Annotated in this window: 15 protein-coding genes and 2 pseudogenes; 8 read left to right on the forward strand and 9 right to left on the reverse strand. The window is 61.0% G+C overall.

What is annotated here, in order from left to right; all coding sequences use genetic code 11:
* Positions 1–102: 102 nt before the first annotated feature.
* From EN846_RS03610 to EN846_RS03625, 4 genes are all read left to right on the forward strand, one after another.
* A complete protein-coding gene (locus EN846_RS03610) occupies positions 103–684 on the forward strand; it encodes a hypothetical protein (RefSeq protein WP_187331243.1) in 582 nt (193 codons plus the stop codon).
* Entirely contained in the window at positions 674–1069 is a 396-nt protein-coding gene (locus EN846_RS03615) for a phage holin family protein (RefSeq protein ID WP_187331242.1), read from the forward strand. The genes EN846_RS03610 and EN846_RS03615 overlap by 11 nt, the downstream gene beginning before the upstream one ends.
* Positions 1066–1950, forward strand: a complete 885-nt coding sequence (locus EN846_RS03620; RefSeq protein ID WP_127391135.1) for a hypothetical protein — start codon at positions 1066–1068, stop codon at positions 1948–1950. Before EN846_RS03615 ends, EN846_RS03620 begins: the two co-directional genes overlap by 4 nt.
* A gap of 360 nt (positions 1951–2310) precedes the next feature.
* Complete coding sequence (locus EN846_RS03625; protein WP_127282294.1) at positions 2311–2508, forward strand: hypothetical protein; 198 nt, start codon at positions 2311–2313, stop codon at positions 2506–2508.
* A 675-nt stretch (positions 2509–3183) separates the two neighbouring features.
* Here the strand turns inward: EN846_RS03625 and EN846_RS03640 are convergent.
* Positions 3184–3501 (reverse strand): YMGG-like glycine zipper-containing protein, encoded by a 318-nt coding sequence (locus EN846_RS03640; RefSeq protein ID WP_127282295.1) that lies wholly within the window; start codon positions 3499–3501, stop codon positions 3184–3186.
* A gap of 322 nt (positions 3502–3823) precedes the next feature.
* On the opposite strand from EN846_RS03640, the gene EN846_RS03645 reads away from it, so the two are divergent.
* Positions 3824–4102, forward strand: coding sequence for a hypothetical protein (locus tag EN846_RS03645; RefSeq protein ID WP_127391136.1), 279 nt, complete (start codon positions 3824–3826; stop codon positions 4100–4102).
* A gap of 857 nt (positions 4103–4959) precedes the next feature.
* On the opposite strand, the gene EN846_RS03660 is transcribed toward EN846_RS03645, so the two are convergent.
* The 3 genes from EN846_RS03660 to EN846_RS03670 are packed head-to-tail and all read right to left on the reverse strand — an operon-like array spanning position 4960 to position 9951.
* A complete protein-coding gene (locus tag EN846_RS03660; protein ID WP_127391142.1) occupies positions 4960–5346 on the reverse strand; it encodes a response regulator in 387 nt (128 codons plus the stop codon).
* Entirely contained in the window at positions 5343–8951 is a 3609-nt protein-coding gene (locus tag EN846_RS03665; protein ID WP_128346017.1) for a CheR family methyltransferase, read from the reverse strand. Before EN846_RS03665 ends, EN846_RS03660 begins: the two co-directional genes overlap by 4 nt.
* Entirely contained in the window at positions 8905–9951 is a 1047-nt protein-coding gene (locus tag EN846_RS03670) for a chemotaxis protein CheB (protein WP_245493264.1), read from the reverse strand. Before EN846_RS03670 ends, EN846_RS03665 begins: the two co-directional genes overlap by 47 nt.
* 942 nt (positions 9952–10893) lie before the next feature.
* Between EN846_RS03670 and EN846_RS03675 the strand changes: the two are divergent.
* Positions 10894–12148 (forward strand): annotated as a pseudogene (locus EN846_RS03675) (GGDEF domain-containing protein).
* A 216-nt stretch (positions 12149–12364) separates the two neighbouring features.
* On the opposite strand, the gene EN846_RS03680 reads toward EN846_RS03675, so the two are convergent.
* Positions 12365–12736 carry a nuclear transport factor 2 family protein gene (locus EN846_RS03680; protein WP_127308800.1) on the reverse strand — a complete coding sequence of 124 codons (372 nt, stop codon included), beginning with the start codon at positions 12734–12736 and terminating at the stop codon, positions 12365–12367.
* Between the two features lie 119 nt (positions 12737–12855).
* Between EN846_RS03680 and EN846_RS34980 the strand changes: the two genes are divergently transcribed.
* Both EN846_RS34980 and EN846_RS03685 read left to right on the forward strand, forming a co-directional pair.
* Entirely contained in the window at positions 12856–13011 is a 156-nt protein-coding gene (locus EN846_RS34980) for a hypothetical protein (protein ID WP_187331265.1), read from the forward strand.
* Positions 13012–13295: 284 nt separating this feature from the next.
* Positions 13296–14480 (forward strand): acyltransferase, encoded by a 1185-nt coding sequence (locus EN846_RS03685; protein WP_127392774.1) that lies wholly within the window; start codon positions 13296–13298, stop codon positions 14478–14480.
* Here the strand turns inward: EN846_RS03685 and EN846_RS35745 are convergent.
* From EN846_RS35745 to EN846_RS03705, 4 genes and pseudogenes are all read right to left on the reverse strand, one after another.
* Positions 14434–14613 (reverse strand): annotated as a pseudogene (locus tag EN846_RS35745) (SAM-dependent methyltransferase); the annotation flags it as partial. The gene EN846_RS03685 and the pseudogene EN846_RS35745 overlap by 47 nt on opposite strands.
* Positions 14614–15261: 648 nt before the next feature.
* Positions 15262–16032 carry a hypothetical protein gene (locus EN846_RS03695; protein WP_127392775.1) on the reverse strand — a complete coding sequence of 257 codons (771 nt, stop codon included), beginning with the start codon at positions 16030–16032 and terminating at the stop codon, positions 15262–15264.
* Between the two features lie 61 nt (positions 16033–16093).
* Entirely contained in the window at positions 16094–16699 is a 606-nt protein-coding gene (locus tag EN846_RS03700; protein WP_127392776.1) for a BRCT domain-containing protein, read from the reverse strand.
* 10 nt (positions 16700–16709) lie between these two features.
* On the reverse strand, positions 16710–17444 hold the full coding sequence (locus EN846_RS03705) for a thermonuclease family protein (RefSeq protein ID WP_245518717.1): 735 nt from the start codon (positions 17442–17444) through the stop codon (positions 16710–16712).
* Between the last annotated feature and the right edge of the window lie 168 nt (positions 17445–17612).

Genomic DNA, 17612 nt, shown 5'->3' on the forward strand with positions numbered 1-17612 from the left:
AATCGAGGAGATTGCCGCCATGAACAGCGTCATTTACCTGATAGGCTTTGTCGTCGTCGTGCTTGCGATCCTCTCCTTCCTCGGAATCCATTAGGAGATCCCATGCAGCGCGAAGACGATCACGGCCGTAAGCCGGCCGATTTCGAAACAGCCAAAAGCGAACTGTCCGAAACCTTCCAGCAGGCAACGCAGACCGCGACAGAAGCGCTGCATAGTGCTCGCGATGAACTCACCAGAAAGGCGAGCGACTATGCCTCGGAAGCAAAGCAGGCGTTGTTCAACAAGGCCGAGGGAACACAACACGATGTCAGCGCCAACCTGAGGGTCTTTGGCGGAGCGCTGCGAGCGGCAAGCGAACACCTTGCCAACAACGATCAACGAACCGCATCGAAGTTCGTCCTCGATGCCGCGGGCGGCCTCGAACGGCTTTCAACTTCATTACGGGACAAGCCATTCGAAGAGGTTCTTGGCGAGATCCAATCGTTCGGCCGCGAAAATTCCGGGGCGCTGATCGCCGGTTCAGTGTTGGCAGGCTTGGCGCTGGGGAGGTTCATCAAGAGCTCATCACGCCCTGTCGAGAGTTTTGGATCGCGGCCGTCGGGAACAACTGAACCGACGCAGCCCCGCTCCAGCCCGGCTGGCGACAACTGGGCCGCAAGCACGGAGGAGAGCCATGATCGGTAATCAGGACAATCGCGGTCTCACCACCCTCATCGGCGATCTGGCACAGCAGGTCACGACGCTGCTTCAAACCGAAAGCAGGCTATTGCGGGCTGAGATGTCGGAAAGCCTGAGCAAGGTCGGCGCGGGTGCGGTCGAGTTTTTGGGCGGCGCGATTTGCATTCTCGCCGCCTTGATCGTGCTCTTGCAAGCTCTCGTGATCGCATTGGCGAATGCCGGTCTGGGACCGGGGTGGTCCTCGCTTCTCGTCGGGATCGCTGTCGCAATTCTGGGCATCTTTCTGTTGCGCAGCGGCACAGCAAGCATGGCCCCTTCTGAGCTGACGCCGGATCGGACACAAGACCAACTCAAGCGTGACGCACGCGTGATCAAGGAACAAATAAAATGAGCGAGAAATCCGCAGCCGAGCTGGAACGAGATGCCGATATCGCCCGGGCGAAAGTCGTGGACACCGCTGATTCCATCCGCAGCAGGATGACTCCCGGTCAATTGATCGATGAATTTGCCGGAATGTTTGCCGGCGGGGAGGGAGCCGTCATGCTTGGCAATCTCAAGGCGCAGGTCAGGGACAACCCGCTGCCGCTAACGTTGGTTGGAGCCGGCCTGGCCTGGCTAATGCTTGGCAACGGGGCGTCAGCGACCACTTCAGCGGCTGGCAACCATACAGGCATGAGGCCAAGCGACTCCCTGTCCGACCGACCCGTCGATGAGCTCAATGAGGACAGCGAAGGTTCCGGAATTGCGGCGATGCTCTCCGATACTGCGGACTCAGTTGCATCAGCCGCAAGCGATGCGATCACAACTGCAGCCAACGCCGCAACGGGCGCAATGGAGGGGATCACGGGTTCGGCCGGGCAGCTTGGATCAGGCGCTAGTGAGATGAAGGCCCGGGCACGTCAATCGGCACAGGATATATTGGAACGAGAACCGCTGGCAGTCGCAGCAGTTGGCCTTGTCCTTGGCACTGCCCTGGGCACGATGCTGCCCCGCACGACCACGGAGGATGAACAGCTTGGCGGCTACAGCGACAAACTTCGCGACACCGCAGAGAAGGCTTTCGAAACAGGCCTTGAGCAGGTAAAGCAAGTCGCCGCCGAAGCCTACGATACTGTCAAGGAAGAGGCGGACCGGCAAGGCTCTGGTGGAGATGCCGGCACGCTAGCAGGCCAGGTCGGCAAAGTCGTGAAATCGACGGTAGAAAAAACCGAGGAAGCCATACGCGATCGGTTGCCCGAGTCATCGGAGGGATCTTCCCAAGGTGGGTCATAGCGTCCCCGCAACCTGATCTAACGCTGTCCGTCACTATGGCGAAGAGAATCTGACTCTGCAAAGCAGCCTCGTCCAGCCCAGCCGTGAGGTAGAACCGCCACAAGATACTCTCCGACCATTGTAAGGCCGGCTACGGCATATAGCTGGCCCGCCAAAAGGTTGCCCTTGCCACACGTGAGAACAGCCTCCGCCTAGTCCCCCCTTGCGCGTTTGCTCAACTGCCGAGTTATACCTACACGACCGTCGAGCCAGCCGCGCAGGTCCTGGGGACTGTCTCAGTTTGAATTTCAGAAAATTGACGTGGTGTTTGAAGCCCTAGGCGAAACCGCCTATGCTTAGCGGAAAGCACGAGGATGTGTGATGTCGGAACGCGCACGCCAACTGTTCGACAAATACGTTGCCAGCAGTCTGAACCACCCAGACCTGAAGGGATTGAGCATGGGAACCCATTTGTTCAACCTGAACATGGCAGCGAGTGAGGCGCGCATCCCTGCATCAGAGATGATCGAGGAACTTGGTCCGCTGGCCCAAGCCCTCATTGCTGCTAAGATAGCCTGAATGCCAACCGGACCTAAAGGCCGGAAGCGACCAGCCGACGTGATCGGCAACGCAGTCCGCGTATGCGCATTGCCACTGGGGAGGAGACCGACGACACGCCGGATGACGGCAAGGGCGCCGCCGCCAAACCTTGCTTTCGGAAAGCGGCGCGGGCCGTATCCGACATATCAGATCGCCGCCAGCACGCCGGCGCACGATGTGCCCACGAAGATAATATCGACGAAACCCGCCACAGCCCATAGGCCCACACGGGGCGCGCCGAAATGCGCCATGGCTCCTCAGCAAAGCCGCCTTTTGACCATCAATTGCTTCAGCCCGGCGTCCGATGGTTGTAGTCGTGCGGCTTGGGCATGGACCCTGAACAGGAACGGGGTGGCGACCATCGCCCAGCCGCGCGGGCGGGTCATGGCATGGATGTTCTCCACCGCCGCCCCCGGCCCGCCTCGAGAAAGGCAACGCCTCGATCCGGCGGATGCGTCAGCCAGTTGCGGCTCTCGTAGCCGATCAGCCGCTTCACCCCTTGCTTGCTTCGGATTTTCAGGGTGCCGGCAGGTTTGTCGTTCAATCCTCCGCAGGTCCCGCCGCCAGACTCCTTCTACATCGAGAACCGTACAAAGAATGACGCTACGAGGAGGCCAGCGCCAAACGCCGGCCTCCCCAGTCAAATGTCTGGGCTCAATAGTCGCCGTTGTAGTACCGGTCGTCGCAGGGCGCGGTGTAGATGCGGCCATAGCGATCCTGATAGCGGCAGAGCTGCTCGCCGCGGCGCTGCGGCGTCGTGGCCGAGCCGACGACCGCGCCGAGCAGCGCGCCGCCGGCCGCGCCGATGACTGTGCTCTTGGTGTTGCCGCCGATCGCTTGGCCGACCAACGCGCCGCCGGCGCCGCCAACCAGCGCGCCGGTGGTGGCCCGCTGCTGGCTTTCGGTCTGCGTCTCGCAGCCGGCAAGGGCCGCGGTCATCAGCACTGCCAGAATAGCCTTCTTGATGATCATCTCTAGAACTCCTCTGAAGCGCCCCAGAGATTGAAATTGGGGGCGAATGGTTGCCAGTTGCTGGCGCATTGCGGCGGAACGTAGGCGGCGTTCCTCACGAAGTAAGACATGGTTTCTCGGCTCTTGAGGATCGTGGTCGCCAAACTGCAAACGCCTTGCGCGAACAGCACGATAACGCTTCGGCTTGAATCAGGTTGCGAAAGCGCCAAGCCGCCTCGGTCCGCATCGCCATTTTCGCAGCGGCAGTCAGAAAGCCGGAGGGCTGTAACCATGACGTTCCGCTTGGTTGATCTGGTGGAGGACATCCTCCGGAATGCTTACGATGACCCGCACCGGCTTCATTCGGCCTTCAGGCAACCAATATGGCGACGCCCGCCGGATTGTCCCGATCGGATACGGATACTCTCACTGGCCATCCCGCAAGCGCCGGCTGTTGGGGGCTGACGTTTCGGTGCTGATCCGGGTGCTGCCCGATAATGCAACGGTCCGCTATTATTTCCTTGCGCCGGCCTGGGAAGCAGAGCAGGCACCGCCCATGCTACCCCAAACAACGGCGTGCGCCTTGACGCCTTCCTATTCCCGTCTCTGGCGCCGTGGTTGAATTGGCAAAACGGGCACCCATCGGAGGAGCAGCATGACGCTCGACTGCTATGGAAATTGAGTTTGCCGAAGTAAGCCAAGGGTTTCGAAACGCCGCCGAGCGCTGTGGCTCGTGGAGCCTCGAACTTGTGGCGGCGCGAGGGTATATCAACCGCCTGATGGACAGTCCCAAGGTGGTGCGGTGTGTCGCCCATCGTTTCCCAGAACAATTTGCGGCTTTCAACAGGCATTGGAAACAATCCCCAAATTCTCTGTTTTAGAAAATCCTTAATTGCCCTACGGTAATGTCATTATTTGGCGGGTGGGGACCCGCTGTGGAACGTGGACTAGCAGCGTTCCCAGGCAGCGCATGCATGGTTGGGCAAAATGGGGTTGGCGTTACTTAAAATCGACGAGTGCCAAGGCTGCGGTGGCACCGGCACGATGTTTGATTGTCCGAGATGGCGAAGCTCGAACGGTCATTGCTGCCCGGCGGGCACGCATCAGCACAGATGTCCTGGAATTACCGTGACATGCGCTGAGTGCGATGGGACGGGCGGGGTGAAAACGCCTGCGGGATATGCGGAATCGAACGCCGCCTGACGATATTCGGTGAGCATAGGCTGCCCTTACTAAGGCGACTCCATAGGAATAATGAGGTGGAGCGATCCTCGCAGAAGGTCGCCACTAGGCAGGGCCGAGCAACTCAGACAATTCCTGGCAGCAGCGGAGCGGCTGCATCTAAGCATCGTCGGCCCGCTGATATGACCGCAATGCGATCACTACCGGTCGCTCCAAGTCCCGCATGAGACGCTGTTGAAAACGGTGCGAGACGTCACCGGGAAGGAAGTGCGTTCATTCGGTGGAACGGCACAGGGGTCAGCTGAAGCCGTCGTGCCTGCGGAAATGTGCGACCGCCTCGGTCAACGCCTTGGGGTCAACGGGCTTCGACAATCTTGGCGATTGCCGGAACGCATCGGGAAAGACGGTCGAGCTGTCATAGCCGGTCAGGAACAGGAAGGGGATGCCGCGCGCGGTCAGCAATTCGGCTATCGGAAAGCTCCGCTCGCCATTCAGATTGACGTCCAGGACGGCGCCATCGAGTTCGACGCCATCAATCTCGCGCAGGGCCTGCTCCACCGAGGCGGCGGGCCCGATCACCTGGCATCCCGAATCCGTCAACTGATCGCAAAGGTCCAGCGCGACAAGGAACGCATCCTCGACGACGAGAACGTTGAGCCCTGAAAGAGACGTTTGCTCATTCATACCTTGCCTGGAGCAGGCAGGGATAAATAGTCGATCATTGCCGACTTGGGCAGCGGAATGCTCAACAAGCACTCCAGGCCGGCCCTTTTGAAACGCAGATCCACATTTCCACCTAGCTCGTACTCCAAACTCTGCTGGATGAAAGTGGTTCCAAAGCTTGTCTTCGACGGCTCCTTCACCCTCGGTCCGCCGCTCTCTTTCCAGGCGATCGACAGCATTTGCGATCCATCGACGCGCCAGGAAACCTCCACGCGGCCTTTTTCGGTGGCAAGCGCGCCGTATTTGGCGGCGTTGCTGGCCAGCTCGAAGAAGACCAGGCCGAGCGTGGCAGCCGCGCTGGCATTGAGCTGGAACGGCTCGCCCTGAACGACGAGGCTCTGGCCTTCCTTGCCGCCATAGGGAGACAGGGTCGCCCGCACCAGCTTTTCGAGATCGGCGCCTCCCCATTGGTAGGAAGCCAGCAACTCGTGCGTGCGGGCCATCGCCTGCAGGCGAGCGTGGAAGGCGCTCGCGAAATCGTTGAGCGTGCCCGATGAACGCACCATGCGAGAGGTGAGCGCGGTGACAGTGGCGAGGATGTTCTTCACGCGATGCTGCAATTCGTGCAGCAGCCGCTCCTGGTTGCGCTCGGCATCCTTGTGGCTGGATATGTCGATTACGGCAGCAATCGCTCCGCGCACCTTGCCAAGCTCGTCGAACAACGGATTGGCCGACATCATGACGTCGACGCTGCCGCCCTTGGTGCGCGCGATCCGCGCCTCGAAACCGGGAATGGGCTTGCCTGTCCGCATCGCCTTCATCAAGGGTTGATCAGCGGCGTCGACCACGGTGCCGTTCATCATCAGCGGCAGAATGGCGGGCATGGAACTGAGCTTGCCGTCCGTGGCGGGCCGACCGGCGAGCTCCACCGCGTGGCGGTTGCCGCGGATCTCTTCGCCGTTGCCGTCCTCGGCAATGAAGATGCCGACAGGCACAAGATCGAGCAGGGTTTCCAGGCTTTCGACGCGGTTGCGCAGGTCGTGCGAAAGCGCGCCGATCTTTTCTTCCGCCCGGGCGATCTGGGTGACGTCGACAAAGGTGACGACCACGCCGGCGATGACATTGTCGACGGTGCGGTATGGCATCACGCGCATGATGTAGCGTCTGCCATTGTCGATGCCTTCCACCTGCCGCTCGATGGTGCCAAGCTTCTGCAGCACCTGCTCAATGTCGGACTGCAGGCCGTCGGCGAGAAACCGCGGACGGACATGCGCGAGCGGCCGGCCGACATCGCTTTCGACCAGCCTGAACAGGTCCCGCGCCGTCGGCGTGAAGCTCTTGATGCAGAGGTCGCGGTCGAGGAACACGGTCGCGATCTGCGTGCTTTCGAGCAGGTTCGCCATGTCGTTGTTGGCGCGGCTGAGCTCGTCGACGCGGATGTTGAGCTCGGCGTTGACGGTCTGCAGTTCCTCGTTGATCGACTGCAGCTCCTCCTTGGAGGTCTCCAGCTCCTCGTTGGAAGACTGCAGCTCCTCGTTGATCGAAGACAGCTCCTCGTTGGAGGATTTCAACTCCTCATTGGAGGATTCGAGCTCCTCTGTCGTGATCTGCAGGCGCTCCCTGGTCTCCCTTAGCTCCTTCTCGAGCTGGCTGACATTGGCGCTTTCGACATCGTCGGTGGTATGGACGGGCTCGCTTTCGGACTCCGGCTTGATACCGCCGACATCACGAAACACCAGCATATAGAGTGGGTCCGCACCGCTCTCGGTCGGCAGCGGTTGCACGACAAGGCTGATTGTTTGGCGGCCGCCGTTGGTGCCGACTGTGATCTTGTTCTGGATCGCCACCTGGCCCGTGCTCACCGCCTTATGCAGAGCGGCCCTCAGGTCCATCCGCAGGCCGCGCCGGGCCATGGAAAAGACGTTGGAGTCGGGAGCGCCGGCGGCGAGCTCCAGATATTTCCCGGTGCCGCCCGAGCTGTGGATCAGCTCGCCGGCCGCGTTGATGACTACATAGGCGGGCGAATAGCGGTCGAGCAGAAGCCGTTCGGCGCTCTCCTGGAGGGTTCCGCCGGTCGCGCGTTGGCGCACATGAGGGGCCTGCCGGGTCGCGGCGGCGAGCGGGAATTCGGGCAGCCGCTGCGCCGTGACGCCAGCACGCTTCTGGAACAGGCGGCTCGGCTTGTCGACTGTCGAGAACAGGCGCACGTGACGAGTGACGTTCTCGGAGGATCCGAGGAAGAGATAGCCGTTGTTGCGCAAGGCGTAGTGAAAGATTGGAACGATCTTCTCCTGCAGTTCCGGACCCATGTAGATTAGAAGGTTGCGGCAGGCGACCAGGTCGAGCTTGGAAAAGGGCGGGTCGCGCAGCAGATTATGCGACGAAAACAAGCATACCTCGCGAAGCTCGGACGCGACACGATAAGTGCCGTCCTCGCGCGAGAAGAATTCCTTCAGCCGCTTCGGCGTGATGTCGGTTGCGATGGTCGCGGGATAACGACCGGCGCGCGCCACTTCCAACGCACGCTCGTCGATGTCGGTGGCGAATATCTGCAGGTTGGGCGAAGCGGCACCGCGCGGCGCGTTCTCCTTGAGCAGCATGGCGATCGAATAGGCTTCCTCGCCGGTGGCGCAGCCCGGCACCCAGACCCTGATCGTCTCGTCGGGCTTGCGGCCCTCGAAGAGCTTTGGAACGACAAGCCGCTCCAGCGCATCGAAGGCATGCGCGTCGCGGAAGAAGCTGGTCACACCGATCAGGAGATCCTGGAACAGGAGATCGACCTGCTGCGGCTCCTCGCGCAACCGTTCGTAGAAGGCGGCCGGATCGTCGATCTGCAGCACCTGCATGCGGCGCTGGATGCGCCTCAGGATGGTGTTGTCCTTGTAGCCGCTGAAATCATGGCCGGTGCGCATGCGAAGCAAGGCGGCGATCCGCGAAAGCTGTTCGGCGACGTCGCGATTGTGGCGATCGCGCTCGCCGTCAGAGCGGCTCGAATGGCGAAAATAACTCACCAGTTTGCCGGCCATCTGCTCGGCCGGAAGCACCATGTCGACCAGGCCGCTCTGGACGGCGCTGCGCATCATGCCATCATATTCGGCGCTTTCCTGCGCCAGCGTGAGCCCGCCGCGTTCCTTGATCGCCCTCAGGCCAATCGTGCCGTCGCTGCCGGTTCCCGAGAGAATGACCCCGGCGGCGTTTTCGGACTGCTCGTGGGCAAGCGAGGTGAAGAAGTCGTCGATCGGCGTTCGCCGGGCGCGCGTGGTCGCCATCTTGGCGACGTGAAAGCGATGGTCCTCGACAGTCACCGAAACCCCAGGCGGGATCACGTAGATCTTGTCCGGCTCGATCTCTATGCCCTCGGCTGCGGTCTGCGTTTCGATCGAGGTGCAGCGCTGGATGATGCTAGCGAGCACGCTTTCATGCTCGGCGTCGAGATGCTGGATCACCACATAGGCAAAGCCACTGTCGGCTGGAACCTCGGGAAAGAATTTTTGCAATGCCCCGATACCGCCCGCCGACGCGCCTATGCCGATGAGGGGGAAGAAGCCATTGGCAGGCGCTTTGATGCCGTCGCCTGGACTAGCTCGCTTTTTCCTTCCCGTTGCCTTCTTCGGTGACTGCGCCATCGTCCGTTACCTGCACCCGCCTGCTTTCCAGAATGCGCTCAATGACAGCGGCATCCGCCTCATATTCCCTGGCTCGCTCATCCAACTGCGTGGCGAGTTCGGAGCGGAACTTTTTCTTTTCGCGTTCGGACATCCGCCGGGCAAACGCCGCCCGTTGCTGGTGTGAGCGCAGCAAGCTCCACAATATCTCGTCTGCCTCGACCGCCTGCGCTTCCATCATCGCGTCAGCGGTGAAGGCATGGCCGGTATGGCACCGATAGCGAACCATGTCACCATCTTCGATCTCCCACAGCGGCCCGTGGCATTCCGGACATGTAAACACCGACAATTCGCCGAGTCGATCTTCATCTTTCATGGTCGAATGCTCCTGAGCGGCGACCGCCGCTTCCAGCCTGACGCTTGACGGGGCGGGCAAGGTTTTGCCGGCCGGCTCTGCCGCCAGTTTTGCCAGGCAGACGCCCAGTTCAGCCGCGGGCAGGCAGTGGTCGACCTCGACATGGTGCAGCGCGCTTTGCACCATGGCCGGCACTAGCGTGTCCTTCGGATGCTGGACGAGGGCCAGCCCGCCGACCGCCTTGATCGCCCTCAGGCCCGCCGTGCCGTCGGAAAGCGAACCCGACAACAGGACACCGATGACGGCAGCGCCGTAGCTCAGCGCGGCAGAGCGGAAAAGCGGGTCGATGGCCGGCCGGGCAAGGTTTTCGCGCGGTCCGCGCCGCAACATCATGTGGTCGCCATGGAGCAGAAGGTGGAAACCGGGCGGCGCGACGTAGATCTTGCCGGTCCTGAACGTGGCGCCGTTCTCGGCGACCAACGTCTTGAGCCGGCCGGCGCGATCGAGGATCTCCGCCAGATAGCTGACCTGCCCGACATGCAGCACCACGAACACCGCCGCCGCCAGATCGGACGGCAGGTCGCCGACGATCTGTTTCAGCGGCTCGACCCCGCCGGCAGACGCGCCGATGACGATGACGAAGCGGTTGCGCGGCGCGGGCGTCACCTGTCGCTCAAGGCGTGTCTCATCCTCGCTTATGGCTGAAACAGGGTTCTGATCTTCGGCCATTGCACCATACCAGGGTCACGGAATGCGCCCTCGGCCTCGGATCAACAATGGGTGAGGGGGGACTTATGTTCCATGGCGCGCCTGACCTGCCTTCACAAGGAAGCAATGGATGGGGTAGGAGGCAAGAGCATTACGACGAAACGGTGATCACGCAGGCAAGGGGGAGCGATGGTTCTGCGCTGAAGCCGCAGCGCCGCACGGCGGGCTGGCGAAAGGCGCGGCGATGAAGCATCGGAGACCTTGGAGAGGTCGTCAGGATGTCCTCGACATCGCGGGGATGACTGGTAGGTCCTCGATGTCCTGCATGGCTTTGGACAGGATCGCTGTTGCCGCTTGCATGTCCGCATCGGAAGCGATGTCACGGCAGATGCGGGGACCCGCGAGCCTTAGCAGCCTTTCCGGTCCGACCAATTCCTCTAATCCGAGCAACCCGAGAAGGGTCAGCGTCGTCGCCGACAGTTTCGGCGCGTATGCCTTAGCGACGGGCGATCAGCTGACAGAGCTGGCGTCAGCCGCGGTCATAACCATCTTGGCTTAACCAGTCGCGAGGCGGTACAACACTCTCCCGCCCGGCAGGTAGAAGGCTCGTCGCCAAGCGACGGTCCTTTTGCTGCGTTCCCACAGGCTTCGATACCCCTCGTGGGCCGGGGCTAAGCCGCCGCCCTCGATCGCCAGTCAGGCATTCGTCCAAGCGCTTGTTCTTAGCGGCGATGCGCGAGCCCGAACGGTTGAACCCTATTCACGAGACAGGCACGGATGAATGGGATTTTCGTTCAACTGGAAAGCAAATCTTTAGAAAGACCGGACATGTTTTGCCTGTTCCGCCACCGCGCTTGGTTGGAAAACCGTTAGGGGAAAGCGGCCAAAAGGCCTAAGGTTGTGTCAAATCTGGTGCCTTCCGACGAGCAGTCCGACCCCGCCATAGGTGCAGAAGTTGACCAGCTTCCGGCTCGCCGCACGCGCCACATCCGCCTCAAAGGCGAGATCATGCGCCTGTTCAGGGCGCGTGTCTGGTCACAGACCGCGAAGATCACGTGCATGGATGATCTGGGTGGCTTTGTTGGATGTGCTCACCCTGACGGTCAACATGGTGATCCTTCCAGGCGCGGTCGCCACTCGCATGCTTCTGCCGGCCGCAATCATTCCTCCCGTCGCGATGGCCGTGGTCCTTCTCTGGCGAAAACCGCAGGCACCGTGGGTCGAAGCGTCCTCGCTCATCACAGGGATGTTTCTCATCTTGTTGTCGGTCGCATTGGTCGGCGTAAGCGCTGGTGGCGAGTTCTATGAACGGCAATTGAATGTCATGTTGTTCGTGGCCATTACCGCGATCATCATTTTCGGTATCCCGCTGGCCTGGACGGTGGCCATCGCCGGGCTGGCGCTCGGGCTGTATCTCGTGTTTCAGCTGCAGAACCCCGCCATCGAACATGGGAGCGCGGCCGCTGGGACGCTGTTCTTCGCCAGCGGTATCTTCGCAACAGTCGCCGCGCGACGCATCATGACAATTCTGGCGCAGAAGACTTTCCTGTTTGAGCTTCGCGATCGGCGCAGGGTTGCCGAACTGGCCAAGGCGAACCAGCGGTTGGAACTGTTGGCAAGGACCGATCCGCTCACCGGCCTCGCCAACCGGCGCTGGATGACGGAAACGCTCAGCCGCATCTGGGGAAGCGACAAACGCTGCCTCGACGGTGCCGCACTGCTCATGTGCGACATCGATCACTTCAAGAAGCTCAACGATCACCTCGGCCATGCCGAAGGCGACCGCTGCCTGGTCGAGGTCGCTGGGATTATCCAGGAAAACATCAGGCGCGATCAGGATCACGTGGCCCGCTACGGCGGCGAAGAGTTCCTCGTGCTTTTGCCCGGGGTGACGGAGGAAGAGGCGAGCGCCGTGGCCGAACGCATTCGAAAGAGCGTTGAGGCCGCAGCCATTCCCAACCCGGGCACTCGCGCGCGCCGCGTTACTCTCAGCGTTGGAGTTGCAATGCAGGCCGCGGACGAGGCCATCTCACCGGAGCAGCTACAGCGCCACGCCGACACAGCGCTCTATCTCGCGAAGGAAAGAGGGCGCAATCGAATTGTGCTCCGCAGACCGGACTGTGAGGAGTGTAAACCTGTTCGTTGGGCACAGTGATGCCGCCAAAGGCCCCGGTTCGGGTCCGGCCGGGTGAGCATCCATCGTCGCTCGTGTCGCCTTCGCGCTCATCGGTGCCGATTTGCCGAGTGCGTTGGAGTCGTCGATCTTAACCGCTGCAGGCTTGGCGGCCTTTGAAGTTTGGATACGGAGTCCTAGTGGCGAACGATCAGCGGAGCGAATTGTGGACCGCCTAGAGTTGAGGCACGCGCCGTTCTACTCGACCATCTTCCAGTACGAGTCCTTGCGGATCACCTTGCCGTCGCGGAACGTGTAGAAGTCGCAACCGCGGACTTCCTTTCTCGTTCCGTCGCGGGCAGTGCCGGTGAGGAGCCATTTCGAGATGCCGGTATTGTTTGCCGCATCCACGAAATGCTCGCCATTCCCATAGTGAACATCGGGCAAGCCTTCGAAACGTGTGGCCAGCGCGTCTCGGACATTTGCCTTGCCTTCGAGGCGGGAACCCCATGGTTTGTTGCCCCTGGGCATCTCCAGGACGCAGTCGTCGGCAAAGCACGCCATGATGCGATCGAGATCGTGGGCGTTGAAGGCGTCGCATAGCTCCGTCAGCGTCGATCGAATGTCCATTCGCCCGTCTCCTCCAGTCGTATAGCCTATAACGTGCACGTTCGATGATCGAAGTAGGTCACTGGCGGCGATGCCGGTCAAGGCCTCCAAGGCTGCCCGGAAAAAACGCGTGCCCGCTCATGGCCAGCCGCATCATCGCCGCCACGCTGCGTGGTCTCTCCTACATCGCCGCCAATCTGCGCCCCGAGGACCGAGCCGAGATCGATTGCCAGCTCGACCATTGGTCGCCGGCGTTGCTGGCACTCACTGCCCCTGCACGGCTCTGGAACTGGTGATATTGGCGCCGGCATGCCCGGCGGGTGAAGCGGCGATGATACGAGGGCCACTAGGGGAAGATCGGCAGTTCCGGCCTTCCACCTTTCCACCCGGATCGCCTCAAACCTCCACTCATGTTGCACTGCGTAAAATTTGTTGCATTGCGATATCGGCGCACCTGCTCGAAACTCCTCGCGGCGGGGTTTTCTGACAAGGTTTTTGGCGTGTCAGCATCATCCCGGCCACCGGCCTGCCTCGGTGAACGATTTGCATTGCTGAAGCTCCCGCTCTCAAGGAGTTCGGCATGACCCGGTCCCGTGTCGAATGCCTGGACGGGCTTCGGGCGCTTGCCGCGATGTGGGTGCTTGTCGGGCACTGTCTGCTTCTGACCGGCTGGCGTGTTCCGATCCTGGGCGAACCGGATCTCGGCGTTGATCTCTTCATCATGCTGTCCGGTTTCCTGATGGTGTTCCACTACCAGCTTCGCCAGGACAACGAGCCTTGGCAAAGGCCGGAGACCTGGCTGAAATTCTGGACGCGCCGCTATTTCAGGATAGCGCCGCTGTTCTATGTCATGCTTTTCCTGGCGCTGGCGCTCGGGCCCTATCTCTACGAATCCAGGACGGTCATCGACGACTTCCTGCTGAGATCGCATCAGGCGCCCGAGCGTTACCTCGACAGCGGCCTGAAGAACATCGTCGCCCATCTTCTGTTCCTGTTTGGCCTGTTGCCGAATTTCGCCTACCGCACGCCGCTTCCCGACTGGAGCCTGGGGCTGGAGATGCAGTTTTACGCGGTCTTTCCGGCCGTCATGCTGCTTGTCCGCAGGCTCGGCTGGATACGGAGCGCCGTGCTGATCGCGGCGCTCGGCGGCCTCGTCGTGTTTGCGATGGGGCAAATGTCGGTGCATTTTCCGATGCCGTCGTTCCTGGCGCTGAAGATGCAGGTATTCCTGTGCGGGATGCTTTTGGCCGGCGTTCTGCATGCGAGCCGGCCACGGCCCATTCTCTATCTGGCGTTGGCCATGCTGTTGGCGGCGCTGCCCTATGGCGGCGAATATGGGCTGGGAAAGTTGCTGATACGCGAAGTGCTGGTGATGGGCTTCTTTGCTCTTGTTCTCTATCGGATGCTGCCGGGAATGGCGGGCGTCGTGGCAGCAAGGATAGCCACGACGCTCGGCAACCGGTTCTTTCATCTGATGGGAGAGCTTTCCTTCAGCATCTACCTGATCCATCTGTTGGTTCTCCAACCGGTCGCGGCTTTCGTCATCACGCAATATGGCCACGATCTGGTGGCGCCGCTCCGCTTCGCGATCGTCCTTCTCATTGTCGTGCCGACGGTGAGCCTGCTGTCTTGGATCACCTATAACCTGATCGAGATTCCGGGCCAGAAGGCCGGCCGTTTCGTCGTCCAGCGCTTTGGCCGCAAGACGATGCTGGAAACGACGCCGTCGGCCGCTGCACATGCTCCAGCCCCTGGTCGGCGATGACGACTGAGAATTGCTCGTCAGTGCGGTCGCGGCAGATGTTGAAGTCGGGGAAGACCGAGGGATAGTTGCGCGCCTCGAGAAAAGCGGTGAACGCCTCGATCTGGCGGATGCGCAGCCAGCTGCGGCTATCGTAGCGCGAAGGGCGGCATCAAAGTCGGCGACGAGGTCGCGATCACCGCGGCCGTGCGCAAGCGCGTGACTGAGGATCGGGTCGCCGTGTTGATACCTTCCTACCACCAGCCGCATTCGATCGTAGAGTGAAGGTTCCGCTGCCTTGACGGCCGTTTACCTAGACGAAGTCACCTTTGCACTTTCGCCCTTTGTTGCTGGTGATGGTCAGGTTGCCGGCACGTCTGTGTAACCTGTGGCGCTACCTGTGAAGGTCTCCGCACCATCCCCAGATTGACCCGCACAGGCAGCGTCATGGCGCATCCACGAAGCAAGATTATTCTTTTGCACTCTAGGACCCCCTTCGAACTTCGCGGCCGCATACAGCCAAAGTATCAGTCGGGTCTCAAACGGCCATTCAGGCTGTCTATGGGACATACTAGCTTTGCGCCATACTGTGTGGCCAACTCGGGGGCACGGGCACAATTTGCCCAGGTGAACGGCAGCCTTTGCGCCTCCTTTGGGTCATTCAATTGGGTTATGACGCCTGCTGAAAGCGGACTCGTCCGATACGGGCCGCCATGCGCGCTAGGTCCGCGACGATCGCCCATGACGGCTGTTTCGACGGTCAGTCGCCGCACGCCGGCCGCCATGGGTTGGCTCGACGCTCAGGTCAGAAGGACAGACGAGCGATGATCTTCGCTGGCTTCACTGCTCGGATCGAAGGTGTGACGGCTTCTGGTATTTGGAAGGTCCTCAGGTTCTGAGCTTTGGATGTGGAGCCCGGTATCGCTGCCTCTGCGGAAGCAATGTCTTTTGCACTCACCTGCAGCGACTTGCAGGCTCCCTTCTCGTCCCAAAGATTCTTGGCAACCGCGCTTCCCACCGCCGCCGTGATGGCAGTGGGTGCGACATCGTTCGGCGCGACTTGGCGCGTCACGATCAACGCCTTGATTGCCTCACCGAGGATCGCAGCGGAGTCGTTGAAGCCAATCCCGCGAATTTGATCAAACCTCTTCTCCGTGCTCCCGTCAACGATGCAGTGATGCGCAATGAAGATCCAGTCGTGGACCATGTAGGCTGGGGCGTAGCCCCAAGGCGACAGCCCTTTGAAGACCTGCGCGATCTTCGGGATTGAGCCGCCGTCCGTGTACATGAGGCCTGGCTTGATCGTGCTTCCTGGTGCTGCCGGATCTGCCCGATGGAAGATCAAGGGATCATGAGGGTCGGGCACGAACAGGAAACTCCCGTCACCGGAATTGTTGCCCTCACCGACCCACATCACGAACAAGCTGCCGGATATCTCACCGGTGGTAAGCTTCTGGTAGTCTATGGAGGTGCACCCAGCTGCAGTTGCAACTGCGAGCGCGAGCACGCTCGTAATGAAGCGACCTGCAAATCGCCGAGACAGGCGGATCTGATCGCTGAACGCATTGTGCTGCATCGTTCCACCTCGGTCGAATAGAGTGCTGATGGTATTAGACGCTGCCAAACCACGGACGAAGTCAGAGAAAACCGACCCAATGGCTCTCGGCGACAATCGAGATTGGCAACCCCTCGTCGCGCCAGGCGGTCGCTTTGAAAATCTTGTCGCCAAACGATGAGTGCTTCCAAGACTCTGTGGCGTACGCACCGATCACGAGCACGTCGGTCTTTTGCGTCAAACTGCCGGCGCGGCCGCCACGATCCGCTATGGCCTGCTCGCAGTATTTTCGCTGGCCATAATTGAACGTCCCGGTGAAACAGTACGACCGACCTTCAAAGGTCAAATGCGGAGGCGGATTGCAAAGGGGCAGGGTGGTCGGCTTCAACACTTCACCAAGTTCGAAATCTCGGTTCGAGAAGCTGTTCAACGTATCGAGAAGTTCAGTGTGTTCATCGGCGTCGAGCACGCCGTCCGCAAGGATTTTATTGACCCGTCGGTACAAGGTCCGGACGATCGGCTGATCGCTAATCTCGACGTTCGCGGCCAGCCATTTTTGAAAGAACTCGACTTCCGCCTTGTTGATACTTCCGTCTGCAGCGACGCCGCGCGCTAACCCAATCAACTCATCGATCTGCCGCGAAGAAATACGATCGCCGCCGACGCGGTTGTAAAACTTGTCATCCATGAACCCCTCCCTAGCAAAGCGTCTCGCACGCTACCCCGTCACCATCCCTATCCAGCTTGCGGCCCCACGCACAGTTGTGCAGGTACCATTGGGCGTCTTCGCAGGAGCTGATTTGCGAGCAGTACCGCCGGGGCTCGCACGAAAGGCCGCCGCTTTGCGCGACCAGCTTGCGACTGATGATGCCGAACGGCTGGCTCGACGGCGCAGCCCCGTCGCCATGCGATGCGCGCCAGTCCCAAGGCGCGTCGAACTTGCCAACCCATAGACCAAGCCTCGCCGCCTTGGCGTTGGCCTGCTGCGGCGCGTAGGCGCCGTTGCTGTAGTGCGGCCAATCGAGCGCCTGGCCATGTTCTACCATCCAGGCCGCCACGCTCGCGCCGTCGGCGCGCCGGCAGTCGCCGACGAAGCGGTGATAGCGATCCCAAGTCACGAAAGTGCACTGCACCGGCCGCGAGGCGGCCAGGAAACTATCCAGCGCTTCGGCGGATCGCCGACCGCATGGATACTCGAAGCCCTTGGCGTCGTAACAATATTGCTTGCTCTCTGGCGCGTCGACCCCGTTGAATCGAATGCGCTGGCCGTGGATCTCGATCGTGTCGCCGTCGATGACGGACGCCACGCCGGTCAGGGGGGCAGGCTTTGGCTCGATCCAGTTGGAAGGGGTCAGGTCGGGCAAGCGGTCACTATGCAGAAAGACCGTCTCAATAGCGAGGGCCCCGATTGCGGCAACGGTGACGAAGATCAACCGTCGGGGCACACTTGCCCACCGCAGTGCACGGGAGTGTTTTGCTCCAGTGCGCTTGCGCCAGCGATGAGAACGATTGTCGTAACGAGACCTATCCACACCCCACTCCCCAGCGGAGAGGATGCTCCTAAATGTAGCAGAGGTCTAGTGAAGTCTATTTGCCGAGGA

It is taken from the genome of Mesorhizobium sp. M4B.F.Ca.ET.203.01.1.1, from assembly GCF_004791025.1.
In the GTDB taxonomy this organism is placed as follows: Bacteria; Pseudomonadota; Alphaproteobacteria; order Rhizobiales; family Rhizobiaceae; genus Mesorhizobium; species Mesorhizobium abyssinicae.

Bases quoted from the DNA above. Each gene is read 5' to 3' on its own strand.
- EN846_RS03700 (WP_127392776.1), bottom strand. From the start codon at position 16,699: ATGGATGACAAGTTTTACAACCGCGTCGGCGGCGATCGTATTTCTTCG.
- EN846_RS03685 (WP_127392774.1), top strand. From the start codon at position 13,296: ATGACCCGGTCCCGTGTCGAATGCCTGGACGGGCTTCGGGCGCTTGCC.
- EN846_RS03680 (WP_127308800.1), bottom strand. From the start codon at position 12,736: ATGGACATTCGATCGACGCTGACGGAGCTATGCGACGCCTTCAACGCC.
- EN846_RS03640 (WP_127282295.1), bottom strand. From the start codon at position 3,501: ATGATCATCAAGAAGGCTATTCTGGCAGTGCTGATGACCGCGGCCCTT.
- EN846_RS03620 (WP_127391135.1), top strand. From the start codon at position 1,066: ATGAGCGAGAAATCCGCAGCCGAGCTGGAACGAGATGCCGATATCGCC.
- EN846_RS03695 (WP_127392775.1), bottom strand. From the start codon at position 16,032: ATGCAGCACAATGCGTTCAGCGATCAGATCCGCCTGTCTCGGCGATTT.
- EN846_RS03610 (WP_187331243.1), top strand. From the start codon at position 103: ATGCAGCGCGAAGACGATCACGGCCGTAAGCCGGCCGATTTCGAAACA.
- EN846_RS03645 (WP_127391136.1), top strand. From the start codon at position 3,824: ATGACCCGCACCGGCTTCATTCGGCCTTCAGGCAACCAATATGGCGAC.
- EN846_RS03660 (WP_127391142.1), bottom strand. From the start codon at position 5,346: ATGAATGAGCAAACGTCTCTTTCAGGGCTCAACGTTCTCGTCGTCGAG.
- EN846_RS03665 (WP_128346017.1), bottom strand. From the start codon at position 8,951: ATGGCGCAGTCACCGAAGAAGGCAACGGGAAGGAAAAAGCGAGCTAGT.
- EN846_RS03625 (WP_127282294.1), top strand. From the start codon at position 2,311: ATGTCGGAACGCGCACGCCAACTGTTCGACAAATACGTTGCCAGCAGT.
- EN846_RS03615 (WP_187331242.1), top strand. From the start codon at position 674: ATGATCGGTAATCAGGACAATCGCGGTCTCACCACCCTCATCGGCGAT.
- EN846_RS34980 (WP_187331265.1), top strand. From the start codon at position 12,856: ATGGCCAGCCGCATCATCGCCGCCACGCTGCGTGGTCTCTCCTACATC.